Genomic DNA, 23164 nt, shown 5'->3' with positions numbered 1-23164 from the left:
TTTTACACTCCTTGCAATTTGAAGAAACAAATTTATTGGCTAATCCACCAACTGCTTTGATTCTAAATAGAGCGATTGAATGAATTTTTTCATGTTGATTCGGCTTTGATTAGTGCTTTTTTCACTTTTACCTTCAAGCTCTAACATTTTCTTTCGGACTTCCGAGAAATCGAAAAATGTGGATGAATACGCTTCGAATTTTGGATTCGTGTAATCTGTTAATCCTAATGAGGCAATATGGATGAGCACATGGTAAATAGCTCTGCGAACCCGTTGTTCGGAGGCTTTCGATTCTTTTTGTATTTCCGCCTCGGTAGCCTGTTCTCCAAGCGTTTTTTTTGCATATCCATAAAATATGTCTTTTAGAGACGGTAAGATGTAGAAGGATCCAAACTTTTGTTTTTGGTCCTGCAGGAATTCTAAAATATTCATCAAGTCTTCACTACCGCTTTCTCCGATAATCCCTAAATCCGAAATCAATGAACGACCGGCTTCGATTATGTTTTTGGTATGAGAAGAGCCGAATGGTAGCGACTGATGACCTTTTAATAAAGTTAACGATTCTTGTATGCCTCGAATTGATTTTTCCAGAATCACCCGTTCGTTAACCTTTTTTAACACTTCTGAGATTTCAATGCGGTTTAACGGCTTAGTGATGTAGTATTCTGCTCCTAAACTATATACTTCCCCTATGAGCTCCTTTGCCTCTACTTGCGAAATCATCACGAATTTCCCCTTGAATTCAGAAGAAAGAACACGAATTGTTTCAATTCCATCCCTCTTTGGCATCAGTAAATCAATAAGTACTACGTCTACTTTTTTGAGCGCAAGCAAGTCATTATCTACCAATGATCCGTCTTCTGCTTCACCCATAACTTTGCCTAAATCCTCATCCTCAATCATGTCTATCAGCATCGCTCTAATAGCTGGATCATCGTCTATTATAAAATAATTCATTTGATTTATCCTTTCTGTATCATCGCATTAATTGGAAGCTCGATGACAAATACTGTTTCATTATGACTTTCTTTTAGCTTAATATGTCCGCCAAGCTTGTCCACGGTTAGTTTCACATATGAAAGTCCAATTCCTGTAGAAGGATTGCCGGAAGCATCATACTTAGATGTAAACCCCTCTTTAAAAATGACTTCTTTAAACTTCGGTGCAATACCTGGTCCATTATCACTAACATGAAATTCTACAATCCAGTCTCTTCGAATGACATACAACGATATATGTCCCTCTTGCTCAATAGCTTCCACCGCATTTGCGATCAAGTTATTGATCAAAGATAATACCCTATAGACATGATATGGCGGATGTTCCCCTTCGAGGTGCATAGAAAACGAAATGTGTTTATTCAATAACTCTGCATACCGTCTATTGGAAACAAGAATAATGTTACTCAATAACTCAATTCCCATGTAGTCCTCTTGCTTTTCAGTAGAAATCAACTGTGATAGTCCAGCATAAATTCGCTGATTATCTTTTTTTACTTCATGCACGAGACTTGCAATTTGCAGTGCGGTTTGGGAAAAATGGACATGAGAAACTTCCGATTTCAACCTACGATAAAAATCATAACTTATGCGGGTGATTTCTTCCGCATTTTGCATTGTTTTCTTAAGCTGTACCGATTCCTCATACAAATTCGAAATGAACAACAGCATTTGCTCGTTTTGTCTACGCTGCTCTTCCACTGCCAATTTTGATTCTCTCAGTTTAAAAATGTTAAAAAAGCCAAGTACGAAAAAACTTCGAATAAACGCGATAAAGATAATCTGTTCGATTGAGTGAAATGCAATCATTTTATCAGCTATAGAGTATCGAATCACCATTTCAACTAAACTTGCACCAATTTCTATGACCATTCCTAGTAACCCTATCATAAATGGCTTGTTATGCTGCTCATTCATCTTAGTAAAATGAAAGATGAAAGCGAACACCACGTAATAAAAGAGTACCGGAAAATGACTGTAAAATGCCTCATCAACTGGTATACCACTGATTAGGACCGCCAAAAAAAAACGAAATACAAACACACTTGTCCCAGTCAAAATTCCTGCAATATTCGGGTGAATGCCCCTTCCCAATAACAAAAATAAGAAAAATGCCGGAGTCCCCAGGCTGACACGGAAAGCATCATTGAACGGATAGAATTTAAACTCTCCAGCGAGCGGAACGGTTATCATCAAAAATACAACTGCTAAAATTCGTTCCTTCAGTTCGACACCTCCAAACATTAAACATTTTACTCAAACCTTTGGAAAATTGAAATAGTTGTGAGAAAATTATTTATTTTTTATTTTTTATTTGTAGGTTTTTGTATGATTCGGTATGATTTCGAGTGGAATCGCTTACATTTATATTCTTAATAACCTTGAAGGGGTGTATGGGATGAAAAAACTAAAACTCGGGTTAGCTTGGCAGATTGTAATTGGTCTCATTTTAGGTATCGCAGTTGGAGCTGCCTTTTATGGAAATCCAAATATTGAAGGATACCTTAAACCGATTGGAGATATTTTTATTCGTTTAATCAAAATGATTGTTATTCCTATTGTTGTCTCAAGCTTAATTGTCGGTGTTGCCGGCGTTGGGAATATGAAAAAGCTTGGTAAACTCGGTGGTAAAACGATTCTATATTTTGAAATCATCACAACTATTGCCATTCTTGTTGGATTGCTAGCGGCAAATATCTTTCATCCCGGTAGCGGCGTTGATATGTCATCATTACAGAAAACAGATATCGGAAGCTATATACAAACAACCGAAATGACGAAAAGCCACGGTTTTGCTGAAACTTTCGTCAATATCGTTCCACCAAATATCATTTCAGCAATGACAGAAGGAAACATGTTAGCCATTATTTTCTTCTCTGTTTTATTCGGACTAGGTTTGGCAGCGATCGGTGAAAAAGGAAAACCGGTCATAAAGTTTTTCGAGGGAACAGCTGAAGCAATGTTCTATGTGACAAATCTAATCATGAAGTTTGCTCCATTTGGTGTATTTGCATTAATTGGTGTAACGGTATCAAAATTCGGTGTCCAATCACTAATCCCGTTAAGTAAGTTAACGATTCTTGTTTATTCAACGATGATTTTCTTTGTGTTAGTTGTTTTAGGACTTGTTGCAAGATGGGCAGGCATTAACATTATTCATTTTATTAAGTTATTAAAAGATGAACTGATCCTTGCTTATTCAACGGCTAGTTCTGAGACTGTTTTACCTCGTATTATGAATAAAATGGAGAAATTTGGATGCCCTAAAGGAATCACATCGTTCGTTATCCCAACAGGATATTCTTTCAACTTAGATGGTTCTACGTTATATCAAGCAATAGCGGCCATTTTTATTGCACAAATGTATGGTATTGATTTATCGATTAGCGACCAAATCTCATTAGTACTTGTATTGATAGTAACATCTAAAGGAATTGCAGGGGTTCCGGGAGTGTCGTTTGTTGTATTGTTGGCAACGCTCGGTACAGTTGGAATTCCGGTAGAAGGATTAGCGTTTATCGCAGGTATTGACCGTCTTTTAGATATGGCGAGAACAGCAGTTAACGTCGTAGGTAACTCTCTTGCGGCAGTTGTTATTTCTAAATCAGAAGGTCAATTCGATAAACAAAAAGCGCAAGCTTATATTAAATCACTTGATTCCGGTAAGCAAACAAATGTAGCATAATCTTTCTTAACAAGATAATTGAGTAGACATAGTTTCACTGACTACTAAATTGCAGGCATTGACTACATTTCTTATGCCTTCTCTTTTTTAAAATGAGATCAAGCTCTACTTCTTGTAATCAACTAATATATATAACTATTAATCGTTGAAATTAAAAGCCTGTATCTTCAAATACCAAGTAATTTTCGATACAGGCTCTTTTTATCTATTAAAATTGTTATGTTTAGACTGACAAAAAAGAGAAACTCGTAGGATAAAGAGTTTCCCTAAAAAATAGGTGATATTGGTAAAAAAGAAAAATGTAACTGTACTTTATTATATAAAAATTATTATGTATTGTATTAATTATTCACCTTACTTGTTGGAAGTCTTTTCCACCGTTATATAACTAAAGCAATACATTAGTTACACAAGAAAAGCCTTAGTTAACCCTGTATAGGCAATTTCATATTCTGATTTCTCGTTCCAAAACCTAATGCAATCGCGGCGCCAATACAGCAAAATAAGCAACCAGCAATCAAATACACTGATGGATCAGACTCACCGATTAAAACAGAGGCTACTCCACCAATTGCGGGGAAAAGGGCGACCATATAGCCACTTTGAGCTCCTCCAATTTTTTCTACTAGCTTCAAATAGAATAACCATGCAGCAAAAGAAGCGACCAGCGTTAAATATAGCAACGCAGATAAGTACGTAAAAGAAGTTGAAATAATAATTTCTTTCCCTTGAAACAGTATTATTGCTCCCATCAATAAACTGCCCACCGTAAATCCAATTGCATTTGCATAAATGGGATCAACCTTGCGATTTGCATTTCTTGCCGAGCAGGCGTCACCAACCGCTGTTAGGAGAGTACCTAGGAAAGCGAAAATAATTCCTTTTATGTCATGGAACCCTTGAAAATTTTCCAGTGAAGGATAAATTAGAATACACACTCCCACTACACCAAGAATACCTCCAATTAGAACTCGCGAATGTAATTTTTCTTTTAAAAAAATCCGGAGAGCAATCGGAGTTAAAATCACTTTTAAAGAAAATACCAGTGTTACGATTGCTGCAGAACTCAAAATTGTAGCGTAATAAAGACACAGATAGCTTAATGCAAAGTTACATATACCAAATGCCATTACAAAGGGGAGATCCTTTATTGTTGGTCTACCCTTTGGGCGAATGAACAAAACAAGAACTAAAAATAAAAAGGCTGTCATAACTAGTCGAAAAGTTAAGGATAATTCCAAGCTTATTGGAGTTCCTTGAATTTTTACAGCAATAAAATTAAGTCCCCATACAATCAAGCAAAACATATACATAAATTTTATCATTAATATTACCTCTTCCTACTGTTCCTCCAGTAATTGTAACAAATCAAACTAAAGTAGTTCAAAAGATTCTCGATTCATTTCTTTCAATAATTTGCTTTTTAGTACAATTAAAAAGCAACCTTCTATTGAAGTATCGCATTGCTTTAGTTGAACAAGAACTCACATTTCCGTTAATTTATTTGCCTTCGTGCCAAGCTATTAAGACATAATACAAAAAAATCTACTATTATAGAGTTGTCATTCACAGACTTAGAAAATCTAATTTTTAAATTCTAGGTTGGTAGTCTTAATCTAAGTCTGTCTAAAAAATGAAAAATCTCTAAATTAAAACCTTTTTGGTTTGGTGGTTTGACAGTTTCGTTCATATCAGTTGCATAAGAACGTTTAAGCATTAACTAATAACTGTTCCCCTCCTTTCAGGAAATTAAAAAGACCGTGCAAGACGGAATCCAAGGTCGTCTATGCAAAATGACGGATGGCTACGACGACGACATGAAGCGCCACAACCTCTTGCTACCTCTGCCCAGCTACCACCTCGAAAAATTCGATATGATCCATAGACCTGTTCATCATATAAATCCCAACACCACTCCCAAACATTTCCTAACATATCATACAGACCCCATGCATTCGCTTCCTTTTTTCCTACTTCATGTATTTTATCTCCAGAATTTTCATTATACCAGGCAATTTTATCAAGTTCACCGTATCTATAACCCGTCGTCCCTGCTTTACACGCATATTGCCACTCTGCTTCTGTAGGAAGTCTATAGCCATCTGATTCCCAATCACAATATATGTTTTCACCATCATTACTTATTGAATAACACTCTTTCAGTCCTGCTTTATGTGAAAGTAGATTACAAAAAGAAATTGCATCATTCCAAGAAATATTCACAACTGGTTTTAGATCGCTGACAAAAGTATTAAGTGATGTATTTGTTATAGTATTGTATATCCCCATAGTTACAGGATACTGGGCAAGAAGAAATGGTCTTATTTCAGTTTTCCATTTACTTTTTATTCTATCGTCTCTTAATTCTATATTTCCCCCTGGAATTTTTACCATTTGATAGTCAATATAACTCTTAATTTCATTTGACACTCTGTCTTCCTCCTAATGATCATGATTTAATAAAAATCACCTCGTTAAGAACTATAAGATTAATTCAAAAATTACGTTGGTTTTTTATAGATAAAAATCCGTTAGTAAAATAAGAAAGTCTGCAAATCAGCATATTCGTTATACAACAAGCGCATACGCAAGTTCAATATGATATTTATTATCTATGTGTTATAAAGTTAATAATGCTTACCAAGTTTGGGGCCCTAATCGTTTATTACATCATGCACCAACATAAAGGATCAGTTCCACCACAATGAGGACAACACCCTCCTGTATAAGTAATTCTAATTTGATCTGAATGAAGTACATAATAATCAGTAATAGGTTCAACACCAGGGATCACTATCCCACCTGGAATCTCCGGTAATTTGACCTCCCGCACTGTCATGTCAGACCACTTGCCGATCCAGGAACAAATACTGCACTTTAATATCTCTTCCGATAAGTTCGGAGCATTTTGGATGACAAAAATACATTCTCTACTATTTGTATTACAATTAGGACAATCGTGTACTTTCACGAATCTCCACCTCTCATCAAATTTAAAACTTTTCAAGTACCTTCTTCTTATTATTCTTTTTAACAGTCAATTAGTCCTTTTTAATAAAATAGAGGATAATCAAATGATTACCCTCTAAATGTTGTAAAACTAGTCGAGTAGAATGGAGTCTTTTTACCTTGCGGTAAATTGAACTCCCCCCCTCTCAGAACCGTGCTTGCACTATTAATGCACACGGCTCCTCCAAGTTATCATTCACAGAATGTAGCAATCTTAAAATTGCTAATTCTACTATCCTTAATAGTTTTGTTTCCATTTATTCTACCTCTGTGTGTAGTAAATGTGTCCCTATTAAGGGTGATACTTTGGTAGCAGCCTTTCCTCCATTGGCATTTCCCAACTTCATAGGTACTACGCTGCTATCCGACTCCCTACATCGGCATTTGGTTTCCTTACTTGTTATCGTTTGTACACCATACTCTTCTTCTAAATGAAAAGACCGGTAGGGTCTCCTTGTTTGAATTATATAGTTTACTCACATTCCAATGAAGAAATGCAGAAGAATTCAGCTGATCGATTCGAAGAGAAATTTGGTTTAGATTAAAGTACTCGTGAAGTTTCTGTGCAGTCTTTGTGCAATGAATATTATTCATAACAAAAAATAGAAGTAATTGAAAACAAAGAAAAAGCCCAAACCCTTAAAACATTTAGGTTTGAGCCTTTTATTCTTTATGATCCCAACTGGACTTGAACCAGGGACCCCTACACTGTCAATTACAGAGTACAAGTATTACAATTAAATTATCATGCCCGGTATTCATTGAACACCGGAGTTTAAACCTTATATTCTATTGCAATAGCTTATTACTTGTTTATTTTTTAAAGATGCTGTTCACATCTCTATTCGTATTTAGCAGGTCTTCAACTGATGGCAGACCAGAAATATAGCCTACGCCACCTGTACGATCAATACCGATTTCAGTTTCCATTGCTTTTATTAATTCAGCTTTATTGACAGCTGTAATGTTTTTACCCTCTAATTCATCACCTGGATGCTGGAAGTTACTCATAATATAGGAGAATCCATTACGATTATCGATGGCAGACAAACCTGTTGATTCTGCTCCTGCAGGATTCGATAAAATCCTTGATAATTCTTTAGTGTCAACATTATAAGCCCATACGAAGTTATTTGTATGCATGCTGCTGTCCTCACCAATGAATAATGTTCTTAGTGCTTCTGAGTAGCTTAAGTTGTCAGGATTCGCTATTTTCCCCACATTAGCTGTGTTCCCATATGCATCTGGACCAGGTAGATCCTCACCTTTAATTAATCCAAGCATATTGGTTGCCACATATTGACTGTAAATCTTTTGTCCGCTTCTGTCTTTTTGATCACCTGTCAAATTCAATTGATAGGTAACACCAGATTTAATTTTTGGCAGTTTTATATCATCGGAAGGATCACTAGCATTTTCAAGCATACCATTGCTTTGGTCAGAAATGGCAATATACACTTTGTTATCTTTTTCGTTGAAAGTAACACCTTCCATTTTATTAAATTCGGAGGTAGCACCAAGCATCGCTGCATAACGACGGGATTCTAAAAATGCTGCGGCCTTTTCCATTCCAGGCTTTACTTTTAGGTATTCTGTTTTTCCATATGTGTATTGCTTAATCGCTTTGAATCCTTCTTTAGGTCCTTCAGATATTTCGAAAATATCACTGAACTTCACGCCTCTATCAATTATTGCTTTTATTTCTTCGTCGGAAGCATGTCCTAAATTAATCCATTCCAGGTTTCCGGAACCGCCATTTTCCGTCCCGGTTTGATGGAATTTCGCGGCATAAAGTGTACCAGCAGAAAGATCCTTCTCTTTATCGGCTACATACATAAACATCGTTGTGTAGGAACCGTCATCACCAAAGAAAGCAGTGCGGTTATCAGGCATCATTTTCATTAATTCATGAGAAAAACGGCCGATACTGTAGTGTTTTGAAACGGAAGCTGCTCCATGATTATCTACCTTAATTTCTGGAATAAATCCATAGAAATAAGGATTTGCTTTTAATTTATCCCCAAAATAGAGCTGGGCAAAGCTTTCAACGGAAGTCCTTGCAGATGAGGTTGGATTTAGTTCAAAACTACGTGCATCCGGTTCATACTCTTCAGAACCTAAGTGGGTATTCCAAGGCGATAGAGAACCATTACAAGGGATCCAAAGACCGTTTACGCTAGAGAAATCAATTTTTTTTACACTTTTAGGAGTGAGTTTGCCTGAATTCTTATCCTGCTCGATAGTTGATAATGACATCGAAGCAGGAACGATTCCATAAGCAGAATTACCAGCGGCATCAAATGTTTGATATTCATAATGGGTGACCATATAAATCTTCCCACCAATAGGGTCTAACAGACTATTGGAATCGGGAGCATCAGATACAAAATATGTAGAGTTTCCTGGTACACTGTTATCAACAATCGGCTTCCCGTTCACATCAATTGGTGTACCAGCTGGAATTAACTCTCCATTGTTCATTGCGATTTTATCTTCAGATTTGAAAAGCCTGTTATATGAAAGCGGGAAATTCTTTACTTCACCATTACTATATTTTACTTCCAGAGATGCGTTCGAATAGGTTTGAACCATCTTATCAATAGTTTTTGGTGCATCCATCCCATTAAATTTTACAGAATCAATCGTTACATGTCCTTTATTTTCCATGGCCGAAACAGGCATTACAGCGGGAATCGTTAATGCTAGTGCTAATACTATCGTTGCTCTTTTTTTAGTCAAACGTCCTTTTTTCATAATTCTCCTCCTTGGATCTTTTCTAAAATTTATTTAACAAGATTAGAATAGTAGGAGTGTTTCATTTTAATTTAGTAATATTGTAAATATTTCTTTTAGTTTTTGTAAATTACGGTGAAGTGAATCTGACAATCGTCCATGTGACAAACAGAAGTTTTTTATCTTTCATAAATTAAAAGTGGACCATTAATGAAGTTTTAGAGAAAAACATTCCAACTGGAATTAAGGCATTCAATTTTAATTTATATGAGGGTTCAGAAGATACATATGATATAGAGCTAATTGGCTCTGATGAATTTGATGAAGAAGATCCAAATTGGGCGTGTACTGACTTTTTTACAACATGTGAAAATCTTTGTTTCATTAAAAGAACAAGTGAAATTCAAGATTGGGAAGAAGGAAAAAGTTACATTACATTACTAATAAACGCTACCTTGAAGAAGGAACGTATAGACATATACTTAAGAGTGTAGAGGCAATAGGCATAGGCTTTGTCGATGGAGATATTGAAATTATTTACCAAGTAAATTAAATATTCTTATGTAACTATCGCATGCTTTAGTTGAATAAGAACTTTTAAAATCTAAGTTATGTTACTGAAAGTTTTTCTTTAAATTTTTTTCGATAAAGAAAATAGGAATAAATAAAAAAATTATACTTAACCCCATATTAATAAACGTAACTACATCCACTGAAAAAGGTAAAAGATACAAAAGTAATATCACAATCGCAATATTACAGATGCCAAATCTAACGGAATAATAACCTAACAATTTTTGAGCATGATCCCAAGCTTTTTGTGATGCCATAGAACGAAAAGTGCGATAACCATAAAAATGATTGATTTTTTTGGGAGCCCTTACTTTATTTACAACTCCAATAATAACCATAAGAAAAGGAATTAATAAACTGATAAAATATGAAGATATATTATCCACTTTCTCACCCCTATTTAGTAAAATTATGAACCCCTACCGATATACAACTAAGGCACTGCGTTAATTGCATAAACTATTTAGTTATTAAAGTTATTATCCCTATTCTTTTTTCCGAGAGAATAAACTGAAGCAAAAAGAAATATCATAGCTAATCCAACTCCTATAATCATTGAATAATCTAAATAATCTTTAAGTGCCATACCCCCAGCAATAGATGCAACAAACAATAACAAAAAGAAAACTGTATAATTCTTTTTCATAATTTCCCATCACCTCTTTGGTATATTTTACCATAATTATGTGATTTTTTATTGAACTAACCTGCCATTTAGCTGCATAAGAAATTATACTAACTTTTATATAAATAAAGGATTTCTGCCCCTATCCTGCCCCATAAAACTGTTTCCTTATAAATTAGGTACTGTTATAAAACAAAAAACCTCTTGATATACAAGAGGTTTAGGTATGATCCCAACTGGACTTGAACCAGCGCCCCCTCCCCTGTCAAATACAGAGTACGAGTATTATACAATAATTATGAATATTTTAGTTCATTTAAGTCCAGTAAATAAAGCAAACACTGCAATTTTATTCACTGAAAGTCTTATATTTCTATTGTTTCGAATAAGTCTGTGCAATTTTTTGTGTAATCGAAAATGTAATAGTTTATTGTGAGGTAGGGTGCATTATTTTTCGTTACTACTAGATTGAAGAGCAAACTCGAAAGAATAAAAACAACTGATTAATTCTTCTAATTCATTTTTAGCTTTTTCCAAAATTTCTTCATCTGTATATATCGAGAATCTTGTGATATATCGATCTAATTTATCGTTTAGTTCGATAATATTTTCTGAACTTTTATGTTTCGCATTCAAACGAATTAAGTCTTTTGCAAAAGCTTCACTTAATAATTGAATACTAGGGATTTCTATTTCTTTTTGGATAGAAACAATTGCTGGTGTATAATCCATTCTGTATGCTTGACCTGGTATTTGCTCCCAAAATCGTTCCCATTCATCGAGTAATCCTGCCTTATAAAGAATCAACTTTAAATATCCACATAACCATGCCGTGTGCAGCTCGTATTTCTATTTTTACAACCCTTTCCTTCCTCTAACTCATCGCAAAACTTACAACAAGACCCACCAATTTCTATACAAACATTACATATGGATGAAATACCAACGCCCTTTAAATACTGATGTCCAAACTGTATCAGTTCTTCTCTTGTCATGAGACGTTCCTTTTTATAAGTATCCATCACTTTTAATCCTTTCTTTTTTTACTAAAAGAGAGTGTTTTGATCTTAGAAAACACTTGAAATCTTAAAAACTTTGAATTTATCAATCATTGAGATCGTATCAAACAAATAATTGTTAAACATTAACCGAACAACAAAAAGTAATTCGATAATCAATGGGTCTCTAAGGAAATAGATAACCTTGTTACCATTGTCGTGTGATTCCGGGTTACCGAACCTGTTATTTATTTCTCAGAAACACTTATTAAATTCTGAAATTACGTCTGTACATCTTTATGCACATCTCTTTTTGCTTGTATATAAAATTCTACTAATGTGTCAAAACCTTTACGAAAATACGGGTCTCGATAGAACTTGTCGACAAATCCTTCTTCCGATAATCCGTTCATCTCTTTTACTATATCTTTTACGCTCTCTGCTGCTCGTTTTTGTATTTCATATTTTAATTTCAAATGCATACGTCACCGCTCCATTACTATGGTATTCATCTATATTAATGCAGTAGTATTATCATAATCAGTCGTTTCTACTTCTCTCCTACATCCTTATATAACAATCCCGCATAATCTTTTGTCAGTAAAATCATTAAAAAAAGACCAATGAAGATTAGTTTATTCTAATAATGGTCTATGCAAAAAAATGATTTTATTAATTATCTAGAATTAAATATATTCCTTTCTATGAATAACTAATTTTTTCATCTTTATTATTCTTCTTTAAATTTATCTAACATACTAATCGTATCAACTAAGTGATTATTAAAAATTTGGCGTGCAACTACTAATAGCTCAGAAATTATTGGATCCCTGAGGGAGTAAGTAACTTTATTTCCTTCCTTTGTACCATATACAATATTTTTATTTCGTAAAATTGAAAGTTGTTGCGATACAGCTGACCCTTCACTTCCGATTAAATTTTGTATTTCATTTACATTCCTCTCGCCTTCACTTAGAATTTCAAGAATTCGAATTCGTAGTGGATGACCTAGTGCTTTAAAAAAATCTGCTTTAAATTGTTGTAGTTCTAAATTCAATTGTGTTCCTCCAAACTATCTATAAGATCCATATCCTAATTTTAAAATATTTATTATCATTATACCTATTCAGAATGTTTTTATAAAATTTATAAGGATAATTACTCAACAGAGTCCGTTCTATTTTGATCTACTACTCCATTTTTTGATCTTTTAAATCTAATAGATTTGAGTTGGATAAGCTTGAACACTCTAAAAATGCATAGTGCTTACAGCCTAAACACTTATTATAATTAATATTTAATAGTGCGTGGCCAATTGCTTCACCTGAATGCTCGAAAAAGTTTTGTTTACCAATAACATCATACAATTTGGTACGAATTAATAATTCTTTTGGTTGTGATTGAAGACCAGTTAGTAACACAACACTGTCATTGTCCCTGAGGTATTTGACGATACTTGCTAACTTAGCTTCACCTGTTGTATCAATAAAAGGAACCCTTCCAAATCTTAAAATTAAAAACTTTGGTTTGTTATATGATAACTTCAAAATTGTTTCTTCAAATAGATTAGCAGTTCCAAAGAAAATTGACCCTTCAATTGTGAGAATGCTAATTTGAGGACAATCATGATTTTCATTAACCATATATGTCATCAACTTTTGATTCTGTCGTGAACGGTCAGGTAATACCTTTCTAACGATCAGAAGTTCAGACATTCTTTTAACAAATAAAATCACAGCAATGATTAAACCAACCTCAACGGCTGTTGTTAAATTTAGAAAAATAGTCAGTAAAAAAGTTAAGATTAAAATAATAGAATCACTAGATTTAGTTTTTAAAATATGAATAAACTCTTTTCTTTCACTCATGTTCCATGCTACAAGCATTAAAATTGGGGCCATACTAGCTAAAGGAATTTGTGATGCTAATGGTGCAAACAATAATAATATGATTAGGACAATAACACCATGGATAATTCCCGAGATAGGTGAAATAGCTCCACTCTTTATATTTGTAGCAGTCCTAGCTATTGCTCCTGTAGCTGGAATTCCTCCGAAAAATGGAATAACCATATTAGCAATCCCTTGTCCCATTAACTCTTTATTACTATTGTGTCTGCTACCTGACATACCGTCGGCAACTACTGCAGATAATAGTGATTCGATCCCACCAAGCATCGCAATAACAAAGGCTGGTCCAATAAGTGTACGTATTTTTTCAAAATTCAGCTCTATTAAATGAAATACTGGAATACTACTCGGAATATCACCAAATGTGGACCTGATTGTTGGAACTTCCCCTTTAAAAAAGATGTAAGCCATTAAACTAGAAAAAATTAGACCAATTAATGATCCGGGGACTTTTGGGAATAGTTTAATAACTGTAATAACTGTAATTAAACATATGATTGAGGTTATTACACTATAAATATTTATTGTCGAAATATGCAGTCCAATTTCACTCATATTTGATATGAAATCCTCATGTTTAGTTATATTTTGAAGTCCTAAAAAATTAACAATTTGTCCAGTAAAGATAATAACCGCTATCCCTGCTGTAAATCCTATGGTAACAGGACGAGGTATAAACTGTATTAGAAAACCCATTTTAAAGATCCCCATTAATGTGAGAATAACACCAGCTAAAAAACCTGCAATAAGTAAGTTTTCATAACCATAATGAATTACAATTGATAAAAGTATAGGTATAAATGCGCCTGTTGGGCCCCCTATTTGAAACTTTGATCCTCCAAAAATTGAAATTAATACTCCTGCAATAATCGTTGTATAAATTCCGTACTCTGGTTTTACTCCAGAACTAATCGCAAAAGCCATTCCTAAAGGAATTGCAATAATTCCAACTATTATTCCTGAAATTAAATCCTTTCTAAAAGATACTTTATTATAATTTTCAATTCTCCCTCGCCATTTCACTTTATCGCACCTTCTAGTATATTTGATTATTTGAATATACAAATATTTAATATAATCATAATAACAGATCTCTTTTTCGTCAAACAAAATCTTACAATTAGAAATTGTAACTATTTTCCAATTTCCATAGTACAAAAATAAATTGAACAAATACAAAAAGAGAAAAAAAAGAACCTTTTCGAAAAAAGGTTCTTTACTAATGGTGATGAGTTATATAGTAAACATCTATATTTTTTTTACAAATTCAGATTTTAATTTCATTGCTCCAAAACCTTCAATTTTGCAATCTATATCATGATCACCATCAACAAGACGGATACTTTTTACTTTTGTACCAATTTTAACAACAAGAGAAGTTCCCTTTACTTTAAGATCTTTGATGACAGTCACTGAATCACCATCATTTAATATATTTCCATTGGCATCTTTTACAACTTTCTTATCATCCATTTCAGTTTCAATATCCAGTGTCCATTCATACCCACATTCAGGACACACAAATAGATTACCATCATGATATGTATAGCCTGAATTACATTTTGGACAATTTGGTAGTTCGACCATGAACTATCCCCTCCTTTAGTATTGCTTTTAGAGCATCATTATTTCTATACTGACATAATTTAAAATTCTTTACAATATAATTTTTGTATATTTGAATCTTTGAATATACTTTTTTTAAATTGGAAAAATTAACATATATTTAACTAGGAAAGACACTAGACGTCTTAAATATAGTCTACCTAATCAAAATTAATGAGGTAAAAAATGAAAAAACTCAATTTTAATATATTAATTATTTATTATCTACTAATTGGAGTTCTATCCTTCTGTAAGGCCTAGGATATAGAATTGAAGGATGCCAACGTGCTACATTCGATAATGTTTCAACATTAAAAGAGGAATAAAAAGATGGAATTAGATGAAAACAAAGAAAAAGCCCAAACCCTTATATACTTAGGTTTGAGCCTTCTCATCTTTATGATCCCAACTGGACTTGAACCAGCGACCCCTACCCTGTCAATTACAGGATGCGCGGATTATTCAGTATTACTGAATATTTTAGGTCAATTAAGTCCATTAAATCAAGGGACAAATGTAATTTTATGCAATTATTGTCTGTTAATTACATTGATTCTAGTAAGTCTGTGCAATTTCTGTGCAATGAATTAGTAATTGGTTAATAAAGAGGTAGGGTGCTTTTTTTAATAAGAAAATATAAAAAAGCATGGAAATTATTATAATTCATGCTTTTTATATTTTCTTATTGGCTTTTTTGCTCAAATAATCACTACTAATATTTGAATAATAATCTTATACTAACGGCTTTTTTTCTATTTAAATAGTTTTCGAATAACTTTTAGTGCTCCTTTAGTAATATGATATCTAACACTTAAGTCAAATTTAGTTGTTTGGTCTAGAACACTTTTGTCATGTGTGAAACATTTAAATGAATGGATTCCATGGTATGATCCATGTCCACTATGTCCAACTCCTCCGAATGGCAAATAAGGTGAAGTAATATGAATTAACGTATCATTTATACATCCCCCACCAAATGAGACACTATTTATAATTAGCTCTTTTACCGAACTATTTTCGGTAAAAAGATAAAGTGCTAATGGTTTAGGTTTATTGTTAATTTCACTTATTACTTCACGGATTGATTCAAACGATAATACTGGTAAAATAGGGCCGAAAATTTCTTCATTCATTACAGGATGATCGAATGATACATTTGTCAGGATGGTAGGTTCAAAGGCTAATGTATTTTCATCTGTTTTTCCTCCATGGTAGACTGTAGGGCCTTCTAACATTTTTTTCAATCTTGCGAAATGGCGATTATTAACTACATGTGTATATTCACTATAAGTTAGCGGGTTTTCTGTGTATAATCTTTCAATCTCTTCTTTTAAGGCTTCAAGAAATTTTTCTTCAATTGTTTTGTGCACGAAGATATAATCAGGCGCAATACATGTCTGACCAGCGTTTAAAAATTTCCCCCAAGCAATCCTACGTGCAGCACTCTTAATGTTCGCACTTGAATCGACAATGGTTGGGCTCTTTCCACCAAGTTCAAGAGTCGCAGGCGTTAAATGTTTACTTGCAGATTGCATAACAATTCTTCCAACCTGAACACTACCTGTAAAGAATATGTGGTCAAATCTCTCATTTAAAAGAGCTGTACTTACTTCAACTCCACCTTCTATGCAAGTAATATAATGACTAGAAAATGTCTCTCTTATTAATCTTGAAATAAGAGCAGACGAATTTGGTGTAAGTTCTGAAGGCTTTACAACTGCTGTGTTCCCTCCAGCTATTGCACCAATAAGTGGTATAAAAGTTAATTGGAATGGATAATTCCACGGTGAAATGATTAAGTTTACACCATAAGCTTCATGATAAATTTTACCTTTACTTCCAAAGTGAGTTATTGGCGTTCGAACACTTGAAGGCTTCATCCACTTTTTTAAATGCTTCTTAACAAAAGAGATTTCGCTAAGTATTAATGCAATATCCCCGAAATAGCCTTCAAATACGCTCTTATTTAAATCCTTTTTAACTGCTTCTAAAATAAGTTTTTCATTTTCAGATATTACTTTGTATAGTTTATTTAATTGCGTCATTCGAAATTCATAAGATCTTGTCTTACCAGTTTGAAAATAAGCTTGCTGTGATGAAACGATTGAAGCATATCGTAATGAAATATCCAATGGATTTCCTACTAATTGTTCCAAATTATAACTCTCCTTTTATCGCATTGAAATATTTAAGACACTATGTTTTCAACACAATTTGATTCAAAGCCTTCATAAAGATTTAGAAGTTTAAAACAATCCCCAAACATCTAGATAGTAAGCACCAAAAATAAGAAAGATAAGAATTGAGGCCACCGATAAATAAACAACCAATATCCTTGAGTATTTAAACGTTCGATTATTAATATCATTTCCCTTGATAAAATAACTGATTGTTGAAATGATTAAAGCAAAAATTCCAACAATAATTGAAGATAATCCTATTATCTTTGATAATGTATCTCCAAATTTTGCATTAGAAGCTAGTGTAGTAAAATGAAGATTAGTGATTAAAAAGCCTACTCCCATAATTGTTATACTTGTTCTTACCCAAGCAAGATACGTCCTTTCATTCGCTAAATGCTGTTGTATATATTTAGAATCAATTGTTTCTTTCTGCTTTTCTAACGCATTATTCATACTCATACCTCTGTATTTAAATCTTTCATCAAAGTAACCTTTCATACCCCTAACAAATTAAAATAGTAAACTAGTATAAACAACTCATTGTAATCACTTTTAGAGATACCATGGATTCTTTTTTTCTTTTCATTAAAACTTCACTAGTTTATTACTATTGTCTGTTGAAACTTGTTGATTTCGACGTCCGAAAAGGAATATTAACATCGCAGTAATTACCAGTGCAATTGCAATCCCATAAATTGCTATGTTATATCCACCTGCTAGATTTGTACTAGAATCTTGAATAAGTTTTCCGAAAATAATTGGAGTAATTATACCTGATGAAGCCATTATTCCAAAATAAGTTCCTGTCATAACACCCCTTCGATTTGGAAGTAAACTAACTACTACAGCCGGGTTAAGTGTGTTTACAGTCACCACAAGTGTATTTACTAATGAAAGTACAATGATTATTGAACCCACTCCGCTCAAAAGTGGATAAAGTGAGTACAAAATCCCTGCTAGTAAAACACAAATAGCGGTAAATAGGGTCCGCGCCTTCCATAAACTTTGTGTTTTTTTGTATAGTCGATCTGAAATGATGGATAGTACGATTGATAAGATTGCTCCTATTAATCCAGAAATAGCAATAACTGTTGCTGACTGTTGTTCAGATACCCCCTTTACTTTTATTAGATACGAAGGATTAAAAGTAAGTCCAAAGACAATGAACGAATAGGCAATAAATGCAATTAAAGTTGTAAAAATAAAAATAGGAGATCGTAAAGCTTTCCAAATATCTTTCCGATTATTCCCTCTTTTGTTTTCCATCTCACTAACTTCTTCTTCAAACGAAACAGTTGGTTTCATTCTTCCTAACCAAAGCCAACAGATGAACCAGACAAAGCTAAAAATACCAGTAATAAAAAATGCTTGTCTCCAACCAAAATTTGATATTAGTAAAACGATTATAGGAGCTGTAACAGCTATCCCAACAACATTTCCAAAATTAATGATTGATATTGCAAATCCACGTGATTCTGGTTTAAACCATTTACTTATATGACTAATTGCGGTTGCAAGAAATGCGCTTTCTCCTGCACCTAATAAAACTCTACTCAATATAAGAAGAGGTAGACTTGATGCAAACAAAGCCATAGATTGCGCGACTGTCCAAACAATTGCCATAATAGCCAGTGATTTTCCAGTACCAAAACGATCCGATAAAGAACCACCTATTATTCCAAATATTGAAAATAACCAAAAGAAACTGCTACCTACAATACCAAACTCGGTGGAGGTTAAGTTCAAATCCTTGGTAATATGTATTCCAGCTAAACCTACAATTGATTTATCAGCAAAATTAATAATAGCCATAATAAAAAGTGAAAATAAAATAATCCATTTCGCCCAACTTTTCATCCAAACTCCTGCCTCTCATAAAAACTATCTCTTCATTACGATAAAAATTCAGCAAACTTACCCTTGGAAAAGACACCTGCACAATCCTTTTTTGTACCGAATTACAATATTTGGATAAGGATCAAATCCATCTAAAACCATGCTTACGAGCAAGTACCTTAAAGCCTTTTGTTTTTACATTCATCGTATTTTCTCCTATAAATTTTTATTTCTTTTAATCTATAACTCTTATAAAGGCATATTTCCGTGCTTTTTCTTTGGTCTTATTTCATCTTTTGTACTAAGCATTTCTAAAGTTTGTTTAAGGACTTTCCGTGTATCTCTAGGATCAATAATGTCATCAACCATACCATGTGAAGCAGCAACATAAGGATTCGCAAACATATCACGATATTCTGAAATCTTCTCCGATCTTGTAGACGTTGGATCACTACTTTGATTAATTTCTTTCGCAAATATAATATTAGCTGCACCCTCTGGTCCCATTACAGCAATCTCTGCATTTGGCCAAGCGTATACAACGTCTGCACCAATCGACTTCGAATTCATCGCTACATATGCTCCTCCATAAGCTTTTCGAAGAATAACTGTTATTTTTGGTACAGTAGCTTCCGAATAAGCATATAAAATTTTAGCTCCATGACGAATGATTCCACCGTGTTCTTGATTAACTCCAGGAAAAAATCTAGTAACATCTTCAAATGTAATGAGAGGTATATTAAAAGAATCACAGAATCGAATGAATCTTGATAGCTTATCAGAAGAGTTAATATCAAGACCTCCTGCCATAACCTTTGGTTGATTCGCGATTACTCCTACACTATTTCCAGCAATTCGCCCAAAACCAATAACGATATTTTTTGCGAAATTTGATTGTACTTCCATAAAATCGCCATGATCAAGCACTTGCTTTAAAACTTTACGAACATCATAAACTTTCGTTGCTTGAAGTGGCACTAAATCTATTAAATCTTCACGCCAATCATCCTGTCCAAAAAAAGGCACGCTATCTGGTTTTTCATTACTATTTTGAGGTAAGAAACTAATTAATCTTCGTACTTGTTCAAGTATTTCTGGCTCTGATTCATCAGTAAAATGTGCACAACCACTAATGGCTGAATGAACTGTCGCACCTCCAAGATTTTCAGTCGAAATTTTTTCCCCTGTTATTGTTTCGATCACTTTAGGTCCAGTTATAAACATTTGACTTGTTTTTTCGACCATAAATACAAAATCAGTAATCGCAGGAGAATAAACTGCACCGCCCGCACATGGTCCCATGATGACTGATATTTGTGGGATTACTCCAGAATAAATAGAATTTCGATAAAAAATATGTCCATAACCGTCTAACGATACGACACCTTCTTGTATTCTAGCTCCTCCTGAATCATTTAACCCGATAATTGGAGCACCGACTTTTGCAGCTAAATCCATGATCTTTGCTATTTTAATAGCGTGCATTTCGCCTAATGCTCCTCCAAAAACTGTAAAGTCCTGCGCAAAAACATAGATAAGCCGTCCATGGATTTTCCCGTAACCCGTCACAACCCCCTCACCAGGACTTTCAACTTTGTCCATACCAAAGTTTGTTGCTCGATGTTTAATAAATGGATTTAATTCAACAAATGTATCCTCATCTAAAAGTAAATTTATTCTCTCTCTAGCAGTTAATTTACCTCGGTTATGTTGAGAGTTAATTCGTTCATCTCCCCCGCCAAGTTCAATTTTTCGCTTCCGATCCATCAAATCATTTATTTTCTCGTATGCAGTTGTCACTAACTACTCAGCTCCTTTTCTTGAAATATTAGATGATGACTAGCTGTAATTCGCATCCACAAGCCTTCGATTAATCTCTTCAATAACTTTTTGTGCTGCGACTGGGATGACTGTACCTGGTCCAAAAATGGCTGCAGCTCCGTTATTTAACAAAAACTCATAATCTTGTGCTGGAATAACGCCGCCAGCAATTATGACAATATCATCTCGACCTAATTTTTTAAGTTCTTCCATAAGCTGAGGAAGCAGCGTTTTATGTCCCCCAGCTAAAGAACTCATTCCGATAACATGTACATCGTTTTCTACAGCTTGAAGTGCAGTTTCCTCAGGTGTTTGGAATAATGGCCCGATGTCAACGTCAAATCCTAAATCGGCAAATGCTGTAGAAATTACCTTTGCACCACGATCATGACCATCTTGACCCAATTTAGCGATCATTATCCTTGGACGTCGTCCTTCCCCGGCTTCAAAATCATCGGCCATTTTTCGAACTACATCGATTTCAACTTTTTCTCCGTATTCCGCACTATACACACCTAAAATGGAACGAATAACTGCTTTATGCCTTCCGACTACTTTTTCATATGCATCAGAAATTTCCCCTAAAGTTGCTCTTACTCTAGCTGCTTCAATTGCAAGTGCTAACAAATTACCTTCTCCTGATTTTGCTGATTCTGTTATTGCTGATAAAGCAGCTTGTACTTTTGTTTCATCTCTATTTGAACGAAGCTCACGTAAGCGTACGATTTGAGCTTCACGAACTGAAGTATTATCTACTTCAAGAACATCTAGTAGATCCTCTTTTTCAAGACGATATTTATTCACACCGATAATTGTTTCTTTACCTGAGTCAATGTGAGCTTGTCTTCTAGCAGCCGCCTCTTCAATTCGCATTTTTGGTAAACCAGTTTCGATTGCCTTTGCCATTCCACCTAATGATTCGACTTCCTGTATATGCTCCCAAGCTTTATGGACTAGTTCATTTGTTAGTGACTCAACGTAATATGAACCGCCCCAAGGGTCAACTACATTACATATTCCGGTTTCTTCTTGTAAATATAACTGTGTATTACGTGCAATTCTTGCTGAAAAGTCAGTTGGAAGTGCAATCGCTTCGTCTAATGCATTTGTATGCAAAGACTGTGTATGACCTAATACTGCTGCCATCGCTTCAATACATGTCCTCGTGACATTGTTAAACGGATCTTGTTCGGTTAAGCTCCATCCTGATGTTTGGGAGTGTGTACGTAGGGCCATTGATTTTTCTTTCTTTGGATCAAATGTTTTAATTAATTTAGCCCATAAGAGTCTTGCTGCTCTCATTTTGGCGATTTCCATAAAATAATTCATGCCAATACCCCAGAAGAACGATAACCGCGGAGCAAACGAATCAATATCAATTCCAGCTTTTAAACCTGTTCTTACATATTCCAATCCATTAGCAAGTGTATAGCCAAGTTCAATATCAGCTGTTGCCCCAGCTTCCTGCATATGATAGCCAGAAATACTAATACTGTTAAATTTCGGCATAAATTCTGATGTATAAGAAAAGATGTCTGCTATAATCCTCACTGATGCTTCAGGCGGATAAATATATGTGTTTCTCACCATATATTCTTTAAGAATATCGTTTTGAATTGTGCCGGTTAATTGTGATTGATGTACGCCTTGCTCTTCAGCTGCGACGATATAAAATGCTAATACTGGAAGAACTGCTCCGTTCATTGTCATTGAAACGGACATTTTATCTAATGGAATTCCATCAAATAATATTTTCATATCCAATACTGAATCTATTGCTACACCTGCTTTTCCAACATCCCCTTCAACTCGAGGATGATCTGAATCATACCCACGATGGGTGGCTAAATCAAAAGCGATTGATAACCCTTTTTGACCTGCTGCTAAATTCCTTTTATAAAAAGCATTACTTTCTTCAGCTGTTGAAAACCCTGCATACTGACGAATTGTCCACGGTATATTAATATACATCGTAGGGTAAGGTCCTCTTAAAAAAGGAGCAATTCCTGAAACATATCCCATATGTTCCACATTTTGAATGTCATTTGAATTGTAAAGTTGCTTCACATCTAATTGCTCTAATGTCTTCCAATTCTCAATCTCATAATCTACTTGTTTTGGGGGAAATGAATTTTGTGCTGAATTTTGGAAAGGTATTTTCGTAAAATCGATCACTTTACTCATTTT

The 23164-nt window shown here is 34.2% G+C and carries 19 protein-coding genes; 1 reads left to right on the top strand and 18 read right to left on the bottom strand.

The window, feature by feature from the left end; translation table 11 throughout:
* Positions 1-39 precede the first annotated feature (39 nt).
* Together COE53_RS08910 and COE53_RS08905 are read right to left on the bottom strand one after the other, a co-directional pair.
* A complete protein-coding gene (locus COE53_RS08910) occupies positions 40-957 on the bottom strand; it encodes a response regulator (RefSeq protein WP_098947839.1) in 918 nt (305 codons plus the stop codon).
* 5 nt (positions 958-962) lie between these two features.
* Entirely contained in the window at positions 963-2243 is a 1281-nt protein-coding gene (locus COE53_RS08905) for a sensor histidine kinase (protein ID WP_286162551.1), read from the bottom strand.
* 154 nt (positions 2244-2397) lie between these two features.
* Here COE53_RS08905 and gltP point away from each other — a divergent pair, with 154 nt between their 5' ends.
* Positions 2398-3684, top strand: a complete 1287-nt coding sequence (gltP, locus tag COE53_RS08900; protein WP_098947837.1) for a glutamate/aspartate:proton symporter GltP — start codon at positions 2398-2400, stop codon at positions 3682-3684.
* A gap of 425 nt (positions 3685-4109) precedes the next feature.
* Here gltP and COE53_RS08895 read toward each other — a convergent pair whose 3' ends face one another.
* The 16 genes from COE53_RS08895 to scpA form a co-directional block, all read right to left on the bottom strand.
* Complete coding sequence (locus COE53_RS08895; protein WP_091024879.1) at positions 4110-5009, bottom strand: DMT family transporter; 900 nt, start codon at positions 5007-5009, stop codon at positions 4110-4112.
* 424 nt (positions 5010-5433) lie between these two features.
* A complete protein-coding gene (locus COE53_RS08890; protein ID WP_175403462.1) occupies positions 5434-6078 on the bottom strand; it encodes a formylglycine-generating enzyme family protein in 645 nt (214 codons plus the stop codon).
* A 271-nt stretch (positions 6079-6349) separates the two neighbouring features.
* Positions 6350-6523 carry a hypothetical protein gene (locus COE53_RS23910; protein WP_175403461.1) on the bottom strand — a complete coding sequence of 58 codons (174 nt, stop codon included), beginning with the start codon at positions 6521-6523 and terminating at the stop codon, positions 6350-6352.
* 983 nt (positions 6524-7506) lie between these two features.
* On the bottom strand, positions 7507-9447 hold the full coding sequence (locus COE53_RS08880; protein ID WP_091024877.1) for a PhoX family protein: 1941 nt from the start codon (positions 9445-9447) through the stop codon (positions 7507-7509).
* Between the two features lie 593 nt (positions 9448-10040).
* Positions 10041-10385: an SdpI family protein gene (locus COE53_RS08875; RefSeq protein ID WP_091023754.1), complete on the bottom strand. Its 345-nt coding sequence runs from the start codon at positions 10383-10385 to the stop codon at positions 10041-10043.
* A 77-nt stretch (positions 10386-10462) separates the two neighbouring features.
* Complete coding sequence (locus COE53_RS08870; protein WP_069033017.1) at positions 10463-10645, bottom strand: hypothetical protein; 183 nt, start codon at positions 10643-10645, stop codon at positions 10463-10465.
* 426 nt (positions 10646-11071) lie between these two features.
* On the bottom strand, positions 11072-11431 hold the full coding sequence (locus tag COE53_RS08865; RefSeq protein ID WP_098947835.1) for a hypothetical protein: 360 nt from the start codon (positions 11429-11431) through the stop codon (positions 11072-11074).
* A gap of 472 nt (positions 11432-11903) precedes the next feature.
* Positions 11904-12104, bottom strand: coding sequence for a hypothetical protein (locus tag COE53_RS08855; protein WP_069033015.1), 201 nt, complete (start codon positions 12102-12104; stop codon positions 11904-11906).
* 248 nt (positions 12105-12352) lie between these two features.
* Positions 12353-12679 carry an ArsR/SmtB family transcription factor gene (locus tag COE53_RS08850; protein ID WP_069033014.1) on the bottom strand — a complete coding sequence of 109 codons (327 nt, stop codon included), beginning with the start codon at positions 12677-12679 and terminating at the stop codon, positions 12353-12355.
* A gap of 133 nt (positions 12680-12812) precedes the next feature.
* A complete protein-coding gene (locus tag COE53_RS08845) occupies positions 12813-14555 on the bottom strand; it encodes a SulP family inorganic anion transporter (RefSeq protein WP_098947831.1) in 1743 nt (580 codons plus the stop codon).
* Between the two features lie 225 nt (positions 14556-14780).
* Positions 14781-15119, bottom strand: coding sequence for a zinc ribbon domain-containing protein YjdM (locus tag COE53_RS08840; RefSeq protein WP_091024007.1), 339 nt, complete (start codon positions 15117-15119; stop codon positions 14781-14783).
* A 770-nt stretch (positions 15120-15889) separates the two neighbouring features.
* Positions 15890-17293, bottom strand: coding sequence for an aldehyde dehydrogenase (locus COE53_RS08830; protein ID WP_286133548.1), 1404 nt, complete (start codon positions 17291-17293; stop codon positions 15890-15892).
* A gap of 90 nt (positions 17294-17383) precedes the next feature.
* Positions 17384-17773 carry a YidH family protein gene (locus COE53_RS08825; RefSeq protein ID WP_097976210.1) on the bottom strand — a complete coding sequence of 130 codons (390 nt, stop codon included), beginning with the start codon at positions 17771-17773 and terminating at the stop codon, positions 17384-17386.
* Positions 17774-17905: 132 nt separating this feature from the next.
* The gene (locus COE53_RS08820) at positions 17906-19177 is read right to left on the bottom strand and encodes an MFS transporter (RefSeq protein ID WP_098947826.1); all 1272 of its coding nucleotides are present in this window, start codon (positions 19175-19177) and stop codon (positions 17906-17908) included.
* A 228-nt stretch (positions 19178-19405) separates the two neighbouring features.
* A complete protein-coding gene (locus tag COE53_RS08815) occupies positions 19406-20923 on the bottom strand; it encodes an acyl-CoA carboxylase subunit beta (RefSeq protein WP_098947855.1) in 1518 nt (505 codons plus the stop codon).
* A 72-nt stretch (positions 20924-20995) separates the two neighbouring features.
* A complete protein-coding gene (gene scpA / locus COE53_RS08810) occupies positions 20996-23161 on the bottom strand; it encodes a methylmalonyl-CoA mutase (protein ID WP_098947824.1) in 2166 nt (721 codons plus the stop codon).
* Positions 23162-23164 lie beyond the last annotated feature (3 nt).

This window comes from Bacillus sp. AFS029533 (assembly GCF_002585125.1).
Taxonomy (GTDB): Bacteria; Bacillota; Bacilli; order Bacillales; family Bacillaceae_G; genus Gottfriedia; species Gottfriedia luciferensis_B.
The sequence above is the reverse complement of the archived record's forward strand: the minus strand, read 5'-3'. Positions and strand labels throughout refer to the sequence as shown.